The sequence below is a fragment of the Pseudomonas veronii genome, assembly GCF_002028325.1.
Classification (GTDB): Bacteria; Pseudomonadota; Gammaproteobacteria; order Pseudomonadales; family Pseudomonadaceae; genus Aquipseudomonas; species Aquipseudomonas veronii.
On record NZ_CP018420.1, the window covers coordinates 1929580 to 1942284 of the forward strand.

At 61.5% G+C, this 12705-nt stretch carries 12 protein-coding genes; 7 read left to right on the top strand and 5 right to left on the bottom strand.

The window, feature by feature from the left end; all coding sequences use genetic code 11:
• Positions 1–90: 90 nt before the first annotated feature.
• On the top strand, positions 91–840 hold the full coding sequence (locus PverR02_RS08965; RefSeq protein ID WP_046385336.1) for a sulfite exporter TauE/SafE family protein: 750 nt from the start codon (positions 91–93) through the stop codon (positions 838–840).
• Here the strand turns inward: PverR02_RS08965 and PverR02_RS08970 are convergent.
• A complete protein-coding gene (locus PverR02_RS08970) occupies positions 830–1711 on the bottom strand; it encodes a LysR family transcriptional regulator (protein WP_032805034.1) in 882 nt (293 codons plus the stop codon). The two genes, PverR02_RS08965 and PverR02_RS08970, sit on opposite strands and share 11 nt — an antisense overlap.
• Before the next feature lie 70 nt (positions 1712–1781).
• On the opposite strand from PverR02_RS08970, the gene PverR02_RS08975 reads away from it, so the two are divergent.
• Together PverR02_RS08975 and PverR02_RS08980 are read left to right on the top strand one after the other, a co-directional pair.
• Positions 1782–1988 carry a DUF1127 domain-containing protein gene (locus PverR02_RS08975; RefSeq protein ID WP_167379481.1) on the top strand — a complete coding sequence of 69 codons (207 nt, stop codon included), beginning with the start codon at positions 1782–1784 and terminating at the stop codon, positions 1986–1988.
• 45 nt (positions 1989–2033) lie between these two features.
• Complete coding sequence (locus PverR02_RS08980; protein ID WP_079443155.1) at positions 2034–3257, top strand: winged helix-turn-helix domain-containing protein; 1224 nt, start codon at positions 2034–2036, stop codon at positions 3255–3257.
• A gap of 102 nt (positions 3258–3359) precedes the next feature.
• Here PverR02_RS08980 and PverR02_RS08985 read toward each other — a convergent pair whose 3' ends face one another.
• Entirely contained in the window at positions 3360–4706 is a 1347-nt protein-coding gene (locus PverR02_RS08985) for a class II 3-deoxy-7-phosphoheptulonate synthase (protein WP_017849509.1), read from the bottom strand.
• Between the two features lie 125 nt (positions 4707–4831).
• On the opposite strand from PverR02_RS08985, the gene PverR02_RS08990 reads away from it, so the two are divergent.
• Positions 4832–5587, top strand: a complete 756-nt coding sequence (locus PverR02_RS08990) for a spermidine synthase (RefSeq protein WP_017849508.1) — start codon at positions 4832–4834, stop codon at positions 5585–5587.
• 117 nt (positions 5588–5704) lie between these two features.
• Here PverR02_RS08990 and PverR02_RS08995 read toward each other — a convergent pair whose 3' ends face one another.
• Positions 5705–6496 carry a crotonase/enoyl-CoA hydratase family protein gene (locus PverR02_RS08995; RefSeq protein WP_017849507.1) on the bottom strand — a complete coding sequence of 264 codons (792 nt, stop codon included), beginning with the start codon at positions 6494–6496 and terminating at the stop codon, positions 5705–5707.
• 423 nt (positions 6497–6919) lie between these two features.
• On the opposite strand from PverR02_RS08995, the gene PverR02_RS09000 reads away from it, so the two are divergent.
• Both PverR02_RS09000 and PverR02_RS09005 read left to right on the top strand, forming a co-directional pair.
• A complete protein-coding gene (locus PverR02_RS09000; RefSeq protein ID WP_017849506.1) occupies positions 6920–8593 on the top strand; it encodes a DEAD/DEAH box helicase in 1674 nt (557 codons plus the stop codon).
• A gap of 367 nt (positions 8594–8960) precedes the next feature.
• Positions 8961–9956, top strand: coding sequence for a hypothetical protein (locus PverR02_RS09005; RefSeq protein WP_227778804.1), 996 nt, complete (start codon positions 8961–8963; stop codon positions 9954–9956).
• Positions 9957–10144: 188 nt separating this feature from the next.
• On the opposite strand, the gene PverR02_RS09010 is transcribed toward PverR02_RS09005, so the two are convergent.
• Entirely contained in the window at positions 10145–10912 is a 768-nt protein-coding gene (locus tag PverR02_RS09010; protein ID WP_026140336.1) for a DODA-type extradiol aromatic ring-opening family dioxygenase, read from the bottom strand.
• A gap of 102 nt (positions 10913–11014) precedes the next feature.
• Between PverR02_RS09010 and PverR02_RS09015 the strand changes: the two genes are divergently transcribed.
• Positions 11015–11671: a thiopurine S-methyltransferase gene (locus PverR02_RS09015; RefSeq protein WP_079443157.1), complete on the top strand. Its 657-nt coding sequence runs from the start codon at positions 11015–11017 to the stop codon at positions 11669–11671.
• Between the two features lie 71 nt (positions 11672–11742).
• Here the strand turns inward: PverR02_RS09015 and htpX are convergent, their stop codons facing one another.
• Entirely contained in the window at positions 11743–12630 is an 888-nt protein-coding gene (gene htpX, locus PverR02_RS09020; protein ID WP_017849408.1) for a protease HtpX, read from the bottom strand.
• Positions 12631–12705: the final 75 nt, after the last annotated feature.

The window sequence follows — 12705 nt, forward strand, 5'->3', positions numbered from 1 at the left end:
GATTGGCACAGCCATTGTGCGTTGCTGTGCGTATCCGCGCCAGAGCGGACTGCGTAGCATGCAAGGCTTGGGATTGTGGAGTAATGCGTGGTGTTGGATTTAGCGATGTACTTGGTTATGGGCGCGGCATTGGGCACGGTGGGCGGCCTGTTCGGCATTGGCGGCGGGTTGATTGCCATCCCGGTGCTCGGCGTGCTGTTCGGCCTCGATCAGCAGATCGCCCAAGGCACCGCGCTGGTGATGGTGGTGCCCAACGTGATGCTCGCGCTGTGGCGTTATCACCAGCGTAATCGCATTGAACTGCGCCACGCGCTGCCGCTGGGGGTGATGGGCTTCAGCTTTGCCTGGCTCGGCTCGATCTGGGCCGTGGGCCTGGACGCCGGCGCGATGCGTGTCGGCTTTATCGCATTTCTGCTGGCGCTGTCGGCCTACAACCTGCTGCGCATGTTCACCCGCAATGCGCCGCCGACGGCACAGATGCGCCATGCCTGGCCGTGGCTCGGGGTGTTGGGCGCGGTCTCCGGCTCTATGGGCGGTTTGTTCGGTGTCGGTGGTGCGGTGGTCGCCACGCCAGTGCTGACCAGTGTGTTCGGCACCACCCAGGTGGTGGCCCAAGGCTTGTCCCTGGCCTTGGCGCTGCCCAGCACCGGGGTGACTCTTGTCACTTACGCCTGGCACCACGAAGTGGACTGGATGATCGGCATCCCCCTGGCGGTCGGTGGCCTGCTCAGCATCAGTTGGGGTGTAAAAGTCGCCCACGCTCTGCCGGAGCGCCTGTTGCGCGGTTTGTTCTGCGGTTTCCTGGTGGTGTGCGCCGTGATGCTGATGTTTAAGGTTTGAAGCCGTCGATGATGTACTCCGCCAGGCATTCGGTGATAGGTGACGTCATCAGCGGGTTGCGTAACAAGCGCAGATTCATCGACGGCAAGGGTGGGAAACCCTCGTCACTGCCGAGCACGCGCAGGTCATCCGTCACCAGGCTTTCCATGCTGACCATCACTGCCAGGCCGGCGCTGACCACGGCCTGGATCGCCGCCCCGTTGGTGCTGTTGTAGGCCAGGCGATAATTGCGCCCGACGGTATCCAGTGAGGTGCGCGCCCACTGGGTGTAAAGGCAATCGGCGCCGGACATCGCCAGTGGCAGGGCGTCGTGCTCGTCCACGCAGAAACACGGCGCCGCGGCCCACACCACGCGCTCGGTGCGCAATAGCTCGCCGATATCATTGCCGGGCTCGCGGCTGATCACCGTCAACGCCAGATCCCGCCGTTGCATCAGCACGGTGGATGCCTCGCAGTGCATCTCGATCTGGATCAACGGGTAGGCCTTGGAAAACTGTTTGAGAATCCCCGGCAGGAAGCGCATCACATAGTCGTCCGGGGTGCCGATGCGTACCAGCCCGACCATATGCGGTTCTCGCAGGGTGTTGAACACCTCGCTGTGCAGTTTCAGGATGCGCCGCGCATACCCCAGCAGCACCTGGCCCTCCGGCGTCAGCCGCACTTGGCGGCCGTCGCGCTCGAACAGTTTGCGCTGCAGCACGTCTTCTTCCAGGCGCTTCATCTGCATGCTGACCGCCGATTGGGTGCGGTTGACCTGCTCGCCGGCACGGGTAAACCCACCCTGGTCGGCGATGGCGACGAAGGTGCGCAGCACGTCGGTGTCGATGCTTGGGTAGGCGGCCAATTGATCAATTCCTGAGATGTATTTCATAAGAAACATTCGTTGGGTTGATCATAGCTGCCGGCACACACTCGCGTCATCCCCAAGGGAGGGCGAGAAGATGAAAGGTCAAACAGGTTGTGCAGGATGGACGAAGCGGCCGCTTTCCGGGCTGTTCCAAGCGATTGCGCGGTGGCAGGTATTGCGGCACGAGCGTCGGTTAGTGGCCACGCTGAGCGATGCGGCGCTCAAGGATATCGGGCTGAGCCGCGCTGACGTGGAGCACGAAACCCATCGGCATTTCTGGGAAGACCCACTGCGAAAATGACCGAGGATGCAGTAGGGTGGTCGGCACGTTCATACGGAGATGCCCATGCCCGCCGACCTGTCGTTTTCCCTCAAGCAAGCGCGCCGCATGGCACTGGCCGCCCAGGGCTTTTCCGGGCGCCAGGCGCCTGCATTGATCAAGGCCGCACACCTCAACCGCTTGATCGACCGCCTGGGTGTGCTGCAGATCGATTCGGTCAATGCCGTGGTGCGCTCCCATTACCTGCCGTTGTTTTCCCGCCTGGGTCAGTACGCCCCGTCACTGCTTGAGCAGGCGGCCTGGAGCCAGGGCCGACAGCGTTCGTTGTTCGAGTATTGGGGGCATGAGGCCTCGTTGTTGCCGATGGCGCTGTACCCCTTGATGCGCTGGCGCATGGAGCGGGCAAAACAAGGGCAGGGGATCTACGCGCAGATGGCGCGTTTTGGTCGCGAGCAGCAGGCCATCATCCAGCGCGTGTTGAACACTGTCGAACAACAGGGCGCCTTGGGTGCAGGCAGTCTGTCGACCCGCGCCGAGCGCGCCGGCCCGTGGTGGGACTGGAGCGATGAAAAGCACGCGCTGGAATGGCTGTTCGCCGCTGGCCTGGTCACGGTTGCCGGTCGGCGCGGGTTCGAGCGGCTCTACGATTTGCCCGAGCGCGTCATTCCCGGCGACCGGCTGCACCAGGCCCCGTTGAGCGAGGCCGAGGCTCAGCGCGGTTTGCTGCTGCACAGTGCGACTGCGCTGGGTGTGGGCAGCGAAAAAGATCTGCGCGATTATTTCCGCCTGGACCCCGCCGACACTCGCAGCCGTTTGGCCGAGCTGGTCGAAGACGGCCAATTGCTGATGTGCCGCGTGCAGGGCTGGAAGCAGCCGGCCTACTGCCTGCCGGAGCCGAAAGTACCGCGCAAGGTGCCGGCCAGCGCACTGTTGTCGCCGTTCGATTCGCTGATCTGGGAGCGCAGCCGCACCGAGCGGCTGTTCGATTTCCGTTATCGGCTGGAGATTTACACGCCGCAGGACAAGCGGGTGTACGGCTACTACGTGCTGCCGTTTCTGCACAACGAGCGGATCGCCGCGCGCGTCGACCTGCGTGCCGAACGCGCCCACGGCCGCCTGGCCGTGCATGCGGTGCATGAAGAAGAGCCGGGGCTGGACGAGGAGGGGATGTGTGCGCTGGCGCTGAACTTGCGGCAAATGGCCGATTGGCTAGGGCTCGAACAGGTGCAGCTCAATTGCCCACGGCCGAGTGCCGACCGATTAAGGGCGGCGATGCTCACATCACGGTAGGCCCGAGCTTGCTCGCGAGAAACGTTAACGATGACGCGGGAAACCGACACCCCGCGGCATTCTCAGGTTTTTCGCGAACAAGCTCGCGCCTACCGAATGGGGTCACCGTTTTACTTGCTTCAACGTCTCTGCGATCAGGAACGCCAGCTCCAGCGACTGATCGGCATTCATCCGTGGGTCGCAGTGGGTGTGGTAGCGGTCCGACAAGCCATCTTCGGTGATCGGCCGCGCGCCGCCGATGCATTCGGTGACGTTCTGCCCGGTCATCTCGATATGAATCCCGCCGGCATAGGTGCCTTCGGCCTCGTGTACCTGGAAGAATTCCTTCACCTCGCCGAGGATCTGCGCAAAGTCGCGGGTCTTGTAGCCGCTGCTGGCCTTGATCGTGTTGCCGTGCATCGGGTCGGAGCTCCACAGCACCTGTTTGCCCTCACGCTGCACGGCGCGAAGCAGCGCCGGCAGGTGGTCGCCGACCTTGTTGGCGCCCATGCGCGCGATCAGGTTCAAGCGGCCGGGGTCGTTGTCCGGGTTGAGGATGTCGATCAGGCGGATCAGGTCATCCGGGTTCATGCTCGGGCCGACCTTGACCCCGATCGGGTTGTGTACCCCGCGCAGGAACTCGACGTGGGCGCCGTCCAACTGACGGGTGCGATCGCCGATCCACAGCATGTGGGCCGAGCAGTCGTAGTAGTCGTTGGTCAGGCTGTCGCGGCGCACGAAGGCTTGTTCGTAGTTGAGCAGCAGCGCTTCGTGGGCGGTGAAGAAGCTGGTTTCGCGCAGTTGCGGCGAGCTGTCCATGCCGCAGGCGCGCATGAAGGCCAGGGTTTCGTCGATACGGTTCGCCAACTGGCTGTACTTCTCGGCCAGTGCGGAGTTGGCGATGAAGTCCAGGTTCCACTTGTGTACCTGGTGCAGGTCGGCAAACCCGCCCTGGGCGAACGCGCGCAGCAGGTTAAGGGTGGCGGTGGACTGGTGGTAGGACTGCAGCAGGCGGTCGGGGTCCGGCACACGGCTTTTTTCGTCGAAGCCGATGCCGTTGACGATATCGCCACGGTAGGCCGGCAAGGTGACGCCATCGATGGTTTCATCGTTGGACGAGCGCGGCTTGGCGAACTGGCCGGCCATGCGCCCGACTTTCACCACCGGGCAGCCGGCGGCGAAGGTCATCACGATAGCCATCTGCAGCAGCACCTTGAAGGTGTCGCGGATTTTTGCGGCGGAGAACTCGGCAAAACTCTCGGCGCAGTCGCCGCCTTGCAGCAGGAAGGCGCGACCCTGGGTCACCTCGGCAAACTGGCGGCGCAACTCGCGGGCCTCCCCGGCAAATACCAGCGGCGGGTAGCTGGCCAGGCTCTGCTCCACCTGTAACAGGTGTGCAGCGTCCGGGTACTGGGGTTGTTGCTGGATCGGCAGGGCGCGCCAGCTGTCGGGGCTCCAGGGTTGGCTCATCGTGGACTCGATAGGGTGATTGACGGTCGGGCGCCAATGTTATCAGCAATTAGTGCGTGACCTGTTGCCGCCGGTTGGCCGACAATCGCGCCTTTGCCCTGGGGTGAACCCGTTAGGAGTTGTAGATGAGCGAGGAGCGTGTCGAGCGCCTGCTGGCCGAGGTCCATGATGACTTCGGCATGATCCGCGTGCTCGAAGTGGCCGATTACCGTTTTCTCGAGTTTGGCGACGCCATCGAGCAAAGCTGCGTGTTCACCGCCGACCCGAGCTGGCTGGAGTACGACTACACCCGTGCGATGCTGATCGGTGCGTTGTGCCACGAGCAGCCGGAAAGCGCGTTGTTCCTCGGCCTGGGCGCCGGCACGCTGACCCAGGCGTGCCTCAAGTTCCTGCCGCTGGAGGATGTCGAAGCCATCGAGCTGCGCCCCGAGGTGCCGCGCTTGGCCATTGAGTTCCTGGGGCTGGACGACGATCCGCGCCTGTACATCCGCATTGGCGACGCCCTGGAACTGCTCGAAACCGCCGAAACGGCCGACTTGATCTTCGTCGACCTGTACACCGATGTCGGCCCCGGCGTCGGGCACCTGGCCTGGACCTTCCTGGAAAACTGCCAGAAGAAACTCAACCCGGGCGGTTGGCTGGTGATCAACCAGTGGGCCACCGACGACGGCAAGCCGTTGGGTGCGGCCCTGCTGCGCGGGTTGTATCACCGGCATTATTGGGAGCTGCCGGTGAAGGAGGGCAATGTGATCCTGCTGGTGCCTTCGGAGCTGGATCAGGCGCTGGACGCTGCGGCGCTGTCGGCCCGCGCCGAAGCGCTGGCACCGCGATTGGGCTATTCGTTGCAGCCATTGATCAAGGCGATTCGGCCGGCAACCTAGTTGTCTGAACGGGCGTCATCGCGGGCAAGCCCACTCCCACATTTGACCGAGCACATCCTGAAGGAATGCGGTCGATGTGGGCGCGGGCTTGCTCGCGATGACTGCGGCACGGCCAACTCAAATTCCCCTGAATACCCCCGGGCGCTTCTCGAGCATGGCGCGCACGCCTTCCTTGGCGTCTTCGCTGTTGAACAATTGCGCGACCAGCGGCGGTAACGCGGCGGCCGCGACAGCTTCGCCCTCCAAGCGCGCCAGGCGGGCCGACATCAACGTGGCTTGCACGCCGAGGGGTGCCTGGCGCGCGATGCGGCTGGCCAGTTCGATGGCGCGCGGCAGCAGGTCTTCGCTGGCCATCACTTCCTGCACCAACCCCAGGCGCAGGGCTTCGTGGGCATCGAACTCATCGCCGGTGAGCAGCCAGCGCATGGCGTTGCCCCAGCCTGCTATTTGATGAAAGCGCAACGTCGCACCACCAAATGGAAAGATCCCACGTTGTACTTCCATCTGCGCGAAGCGAGTGTTGCTCGCGCAGAGATTGATATCCGCCGCCAGCATCAACTCGATGCCAAGGGTCAGGCAGTAGCCCTGAGCGGCGACGATCACCGGTTTGCCGACCCGAGGGCCGGCGAACACGCCCCAGGGATCGCAGCCCCCCGGTGGCGGTTGCCAGCCTCCGGCCATCACTGCGCTGACGTTGGCCAGGTCCAGCCCGGCGGTGAAGTGGTCGCCGTGGGCGAACACCACGGCCACCCGCGCATCGTCGTTTCGATCAAATTCGCCATAGGCCAGGCTCAGTGCGTTGAGCAGATCCAGGTCAAAGGCATTGCGCTTGGCGACCCGATCCAGGCCCAACAACAGGACATGACCCAGGAGTTCACGGCTGACGAGGCTGCTGCTGGCTTGATTCATCGGGTGTGCCCTCGGGCGCAGTAAGGGGTTTCGGACCAAAGGGGCCGAGTGTGCGGATGAACCGTTTAAGCGTTTCAGCCAACAGGGCCGGGCACTTGAAAAATAGACCCTGGAGCCCATCTGCGCAAAGGCGGTGACGCAGTGCGGTTTATCGGTGCTTTGCGATAAAAAAAGCTCCCTTTTTCAGCTATTTCCGGTATAGTGCGCGCCGGCCTTTAACCGGGCCGCGTTTAGGTAGCGCAATTCCCCGAAGTCAGCTTCGGCTGCACGTCCGCACAGCGGACTCTTCCTTGACGAATCTTTTTCATTCATTCGTTTTCGCAAATCCCCGCCGACAAAGCAGCCAGGGCGACTCTTGAGTCTCAACACGGCATGCGCAGCTTTGGAGCATGGGTCTTTGCGGATGCACTTAGAGGCAGACCCATGACCCAGGAAACCGGCGGCTTCGCCGCTTTTAATCTTAACCCGAACATTCTTGCTGCCGTCATTGCGACTGGCTACGAAGAACCTTCGGCGATTCAGCAGCAATCGATCCCGATCATCATGGCCGGCCACGACATGATTGGCCAGGCGCAAACCGGTACCGGTAAAACCGCCGCGTTCGCCCTGCCTATCCTGCACTGCATCGATCCTGCCAAGCGCGAACCGCAAGCCCTGATCCTGGCGCCAACTCGTGAGTTGGCGCTGCAAGTAGCAACCGCTTTTGAAACCTACGCCAAGCAAATGCCAGGCGTAACCGTTGTGGCCGTCTACGGCGGCGCGCCGATGGGCCCGCAACTCAAGGCTATCCGTAATGGCGCACAGATCGTTGTCGCCACTCCGGGTCGTCTGTGCGACCACCTGCGTCGTGACGAGAAAGTCCTGTCGACCGTGAACCACCTGGTTCTGGACGAAGCTGACGAAATGTTGAAGCTGGGCTTCATGGATGACCTGGAAGTCATCTTCAAGGCACTGCCACCGACCCGTCAGACCGTGCTGTTCTCGGCCACCCTGCCGCAGTCGATCCGTGCCATTGCCGAACGCCACCTGCGCGATCCGCAACACGTGAAGATCCAGACCAAGACTCAGACCGTTACCGCGATCGAACAGGCTCACCTGTTGGTTCACGCTGACCAGAAGACCTCGGCTGTATTGAGCCTGCTGGAAGTCGAAGACTTCGACGCGCTGATCATGTTCGTGCGTACCAAGCAAGCGACCCTGGACCTGGCCAGTGCCCTCGAAGCCAAAGGCTACAAAGCCGCTGCGCTGAACGGTGACATCGCCCAGAACCAACGTGAGCGCGTGATCGACTCCCTCAAGGATGGCCGTCTGGACATCGTTGTAGCGACCGACGTAGCTGCTCGTGGCCTCGACGTTCCACGTATCACCCACGTGTTCAACGTTGACATGCCTTACGATCCAGAGTCCTACGTTCACCGTATCGGCCGTACCGGCCGTGCGGGTCGCGAAGGTCGCGCACTGCTGCTGGTGACGCCGCGTGAGCGCCGCATGCTGCAAGTGATCGAGCGTGTCACCGGGCAGAAGGTTGCTGAAGTCCGCCTGCCGGATGCCCAGGCCGTTCTCGATGCGCGCATCAAGAAACTGACCAACAGTCTGTCGCCACTGGTGGCTGACGCTGAATCGACCCACGGCGACCTGCTGGACCGCCTGACCGCCGATATCGGTTGCACCCCGCGTGCCCTGGCTGCAGCCCTGCTGCGCAAAGCCACCAACGCTCAGGCCCTGACCCTGGCAGCCATCGAGAAAGAACGCCCACTGGTACCGAACAACGCGCCACGCGGTGATCGTCCAGAGCGTTCCGGCGACCGTCCTGAGCGTGGTGATCGTGAGCGTCGCGCTCCGGTGCCATTGGCTGAAGGTCGTGCTCGCTGCCGTACCGCGCTGGGCGCGCGTGACGGTATCGCGGCCAAGAACCTGCTGGGCGCTATCCTCAACGAGGGTGGCCTGGCACGTGAGGCCATCGGTCGCATCCAGGTCCGTGACAGCTTCTCCCTGGTGGAGCTGCCGGAAGACGGTCTGGAAAAACTGCTGACCAAGCTGAAAGACACACGCGTTGCCGGTAAGCAGCTCAAGCTGCGTCGCTACCGCGAAGATTGATCCGCCCCTGGGCTGATTGATCGCACCTAAAAAAATCCCCGACTGGTTCGGGGATTTTTTTTGCCCGGCAATTGGCGCGGATCGTCGTGGGGTGGTCGGCCATAACGGTCAGCTACTGATCTTATCGGGTTTAGGAAAAGTCTGAGTTTCTGAGCGGCCTTTCTGGCAGCCGGCTTTGCGTAAAGTTTTTACTATCAAGTGACGGGGGCGGATAAACCTGAGTTGCATCGCTCAAGGGTAAAAAACGCTCTCAATCTGCTCTCGTCAGTTGTTCAAGTTGGAAAGGTTCGCTTGTGACCGTGTCGAGGGATAGGCGCCGGGCTTGACGGCTATTGATTGATTTTTCCAGAAAGGAGCTGTGGCTGTTATGCGTATTAATAATTCACAGTTGTTTCCACAAACAATGCCTGAGCCTGCGACTTATCCTCCCAGCCAACCGCCTGTTAATCAGGCGCGAGAGCCAACACGCGAGCACGGTTTGCCGTGGACCGAGCGCGCACTCGCTTCGGATGCCGCGGCCGCTCGTTCAAGAAGAAATACGCCATCCATGCCTGTAGCGTCTGCGACCACGACGTCAACGCTTAATAAAGTCAGCGATCCAAAACTGGAAATCAAGAAGGTAGCCACATCGCCCAATGGGTTGTATGGCCTGAGTTACTCGCTGTCCGCGCCTGGCGCTGGGTTGAGTAACATTACGTTTCCAATGAGTATCGACGAAGGCCTTCAACGAAAAGGAAGCAAGGACGCAGGGATTTATTATGCGATGCAGTTTGGCGTCAATGATGCGCAAGGTCGGCCTCTTGGCCGTGGCTATATTGGGATGCAGCCGCGCGGGGATGGCAAGGCGCTGATTGTGTTTTCTGGAAACGGTGAGCATTTCAAGGCGCCACAAGGCCGCCCCGAGTTTGATGGGGGAAAAGGCGCCAGTAACAGCACCTTGGTAGATTTTAAATTTGGGAATAAATATAACCTCACGGTAGAACGAGATCCTGAGGATGCCCATAAGTTGAGGGGGTTTATTCAGGACGTTACCGATGCCGACATGCCGGGCCCCAAGCAGCATGTCAAAGATATTTATGTCGATCAGAAGTTTGCCTTGGCTGGCAGAGACAGAGGCTTCGTCGAACATTACGGCGCGAAAATAGACCGAAGTTCGCAGATCGCGCCTACTCGCGGTAGTTTCTCCGCCCCCTTTACTACAGACGATAAGGGCAATGTCAGGGTGGGTGAAATCAAGAGTGACGGGCTCTATGGCCGGTACAAGAACTCGATGGTGGGACTGCAGCGGGTGATCAGCGAAGCGGGTAAAGGTCAGGAAATACAATTCTCTTTTCAGGGCGCAGGTTATGAGAAGAAAGCCTGAAGGCGCTGTTGATAGAGCCTGAGTAGCGTTTCAACGCTACGCCTGTTGGAGTTGCGCCCCTTGAAAATATTGGCGATGCAAAAACCCGGAAGGCCCACGCAGGTGAGGATTTCCGGTTTTTCTTCTTGGGCCGCGCTCGCTTTGTGGGCGGCCCTCAATCTGGGTTTGCCCGCGCATTGGGATGTGCGTCAGCCGAAGCGGTAGATGTCCATGCCCAGCGCGCCCATGGTGAAGCCTTGGTGCGCCACGCTGAAGTCGCCGCCGGCACCCCGCGCAAAGTAGAGCGGCAGTAAATGTTCATCACTGGGATGGCTGCGCACGGCGTTGGGCGCCTGGCGGCGATAATCGTGCAGCGCGGCTTCGTCGTTGGCGGCAAGCTTGTCCACCATCCAGTCACGAAACGCCCGCGCCCACGGCTCGATGCTTTCGGACCCGGCGTGCCAATCCAGTTCACCGAGGTTGTGGGTGATGCTGCCGGAGCCGATCAGCAACACGCCTTGTTCGCGCAGGCTGGCGAGGGCGTGTCCGACCCGGGTCTGCAGGGCAGGGCCCATACGGCTGGGCAAGGACACTTGCACCACCGGGATATCCGCGGCCGGATACATCAGCGACAGCGGCACCCAGGCGCCGTGGTCGAAGGGACGGCGCTCATCGATGCGCGCATTCAAGCCATCGGCGTGCAGCAACTCGACAATCTCGCGCGCCAATTGCGGGTCGCCCGGCGCCGGGTATTGCACGGCAAACAACTCGGCCGGAAAGCCGCCGAAGTCATGCCAGGTTTCCGGTGCGGCGTTGCCGCTGACCAGCAATTCCTGACTTTCCCAATGCGCCGACACCACCACAATCGCCTTCGGCCGTGGCAGTTCAGCTGCCAGGCGCTGCAGAGCCGGGCCGCTGGCGCCGGGTTGCAGGGCGAGCATGGGCGAACCATGGGAGATAAACAGAGTGGGGAGCATTAGAAGGGCCCTCAGGGTTAACATGCCCCATCTTCAACCAGATCAATGATCTAAATCTAATATAAGTTTTAGCGCCTTTTGATCGAATTTTTAGGGTGATGTATGGATTCTCAGTTTTGGCGGGAGCGCTGGGCACGTAATCAGATCGGTTTTCACTTGCCCGAGGTCAACCCCTATCTGCAACGGCACTGGCCGCAGTTGGCGGTCGCGCAGGGGGCAAAGGTGCTGGTGCCCTTGTGTGGCAAAAGCCTGGATCTGGTGTGGCTGGCCAGTCAAGGCTGTCGCGTGCTCGGGGTAGAGCTGTCGGAGCAGGCGGTTGAGGCATTCTTCAGTGAGCAGGGGCTGACACCGCATATCAGCCAACGTGGCGTGTTCAAGGTGTACCAGGCGGATGTGATCGAGGTGTGGTGCGGTGATTTCTTCGCGCTGGACGCGCAGGCGCTGCTCGATTGCACGGCGCTTTATGATCGCGCGGCGTTGATCGCCTTGCCGCCGCTGATGCGGGCGCGCTACACCGAGCACCTCAATACGCTTCTGGGGCCGGGTTGCAAGGGGTTGCTGATTACCCTCGACTACGACCAGACGCAAAAGGCCGGCCCACCGTTTGCGGTGACCGATGATGAGGTGAAGGCGCTGCTGGGGGCGCACTGGGCCCTCGAAGTGCTTGAGGAGCAGGACGTTTTGGGTGAGAGCTGGAAGTTCGTTCAGGACGGCGTAACCCGGCTGGAAGAGCGAGTCTACCGACTCACGAAGCGCTGAGTCCTGGGCTGGCAAGGCGCCCACAAAAAAGGGGCGATCAGATCGCCCCTTTCCGTGTCGCCGCCAAGCGGTCAGCCGCGACGACGCAGTGCGTCAATCCGCTCTTCCAGCGGCGGGTGGCTCATGAACATGCGCGCCAGGCCCTGCTTGATGCCGCCGTTGATGCCAAACGCGGTCAGGCTGTCCGGCATATGCACCGGCAGGCCTTGTTCGGAGCGCAGGTGCTGCAAGGCTGCAATCATCGCCCCGGTGCCGGCCAGGCGGGCACCGGCTTCGTCCGCACGAAATTCCCGTTTGCGCGAGAACCACATGACGATCGCGCTGGCCAGGAAGCCCAGCACCAGTTCAGCGAAGATGGTTGCCACGTAGTAGGCAATGCCGCGGCCTTCTTCGTTCTTGAAGATCACCTTGTCGACGAAGTTGCCGATGATCCGCGCGAAGAACATCACGAAGGTGTTCACCACGCCCTGGACCAGCGCCAGGGTGACCATGTCACCGTTCGCCACGTGGCCGATCTCGTGGGCCAGCACCGCCTTGACTTCATCGTAGGAGAAGCGCTCCAGCATGCCCTGGCTCACCGCAACGAGCGCGTCGTTCTTGTTCCAGCCGGTGGCAAAGGCGTTGGCTTCATAGGCCGGGAAGATCCCGACCTCCGGCATCTTGATACCGGCCTCGCGGGACAACTGTTCGACGGTCTGCAGCAACCATTGCTCATGCCGGGTGCGTGGCTGAGTGATGACCTGGGTGCTGGTGCTCATCTTCGCCATCCACTTGGAGATGAACAGCGAGAACAGCGAGCCGGCAAAACCAAAGACCGCACAGAAGATCAGCAGCTGATTGAGGTTCAGATCAACCCCGTTGGCCGCCATGAACCCGTTGAAGCCGAAAAGGCTCAGGGTGATGCTGGCAATCAGCACGACCGCCAGGTTGGTGGCCAAGAACAGCAGGATGCGCATCATGGTTGTAGAGTTCTCCTCATGCTAAATATGTCGCGTACTGCGGGGTATATAAGGTGCGACATGGGGTGATTCAAC

Bases quoted from the DNA above. Each gene is read 5' to 3' on its own strand.
- PverR02_RS09015 (WP_079443157.1), top strand. From the start codon at position 11,015: ATGGATTCTCAGTTTTGGCGGGAGCGCTGGGCACGTAATCAGATCGGT.
- PverR02_RS09010 (WP_026140336.1), bottom strand. From the start codon at position 10,912: ATGCTCCCCACTCTGTTTATCTCCCATGGTTCGCCCATGCTCGCCCTG.
- PverR02_RS09005 (WP_227778804.1), top strand. From the start codon at position 8,961: ATGCGTATTAATAATTCACAGTTGTTTCCACAAACAATGCCTGAGCCT.
- PverR02_RS08995 (WP_017849507.1), bottom strand. From the start codon at position 6,496: ATGAATCAAGCCAGCAGCAGCCTCGTCAGCCGTGAACTCCTGGGTCAT.
- PverR02_RS08985 (WP_017849509.1), bottom strand. From the start codon at position 4,706: ATGAGCCAACCCTGGAGCCCCGACAGCTGGCGCGCCCTGCCGATCCAG.
- PverR02_RS08980 (WP_079443155.1), top strand. From the start codon at position 2,034: ATGCCCGCCGACCTGTCGTTTTCCCTCAAGCAAGCGCGCCGCATGGCA.
- PverR02_RS08975 (WP_167379481.1), top strand. From the start codon at position 1,782: ATGAAAGGTCAAACAGGTTGTGCAGGATGGACGAAGCGGCCGCTTTCC.
- PverR02_RS08990 (WP_017849508.1), top strand. From the start codon at position 4,832: ATGAGCGAGGAGCGTGTCGAGCGCCTGCTGGCCGAGGTCCATGATGAC.
- PverR02_RS09000 (WP_017849506.1), top strand. From the start codon at position 6,920: ATGACCCAGGAAACCGGCGGCTTCGCCGCTTTTAATCTTAACCCGAAC.
- PverR02_RS08970 (WP_032805034.1), bottom strand. From the start codon at position 1,711: ATGAAATACATCTCAGGAATTGATCAATTGGCCGCCTACCCAAGCATC.
- htpX (WP_017849408.1), bottom strand. From the start codon at position 12,630: ATGATGCGCATCCTGCTGTTCTTGGCCACCAACCTGGCGGTCGTGCTG.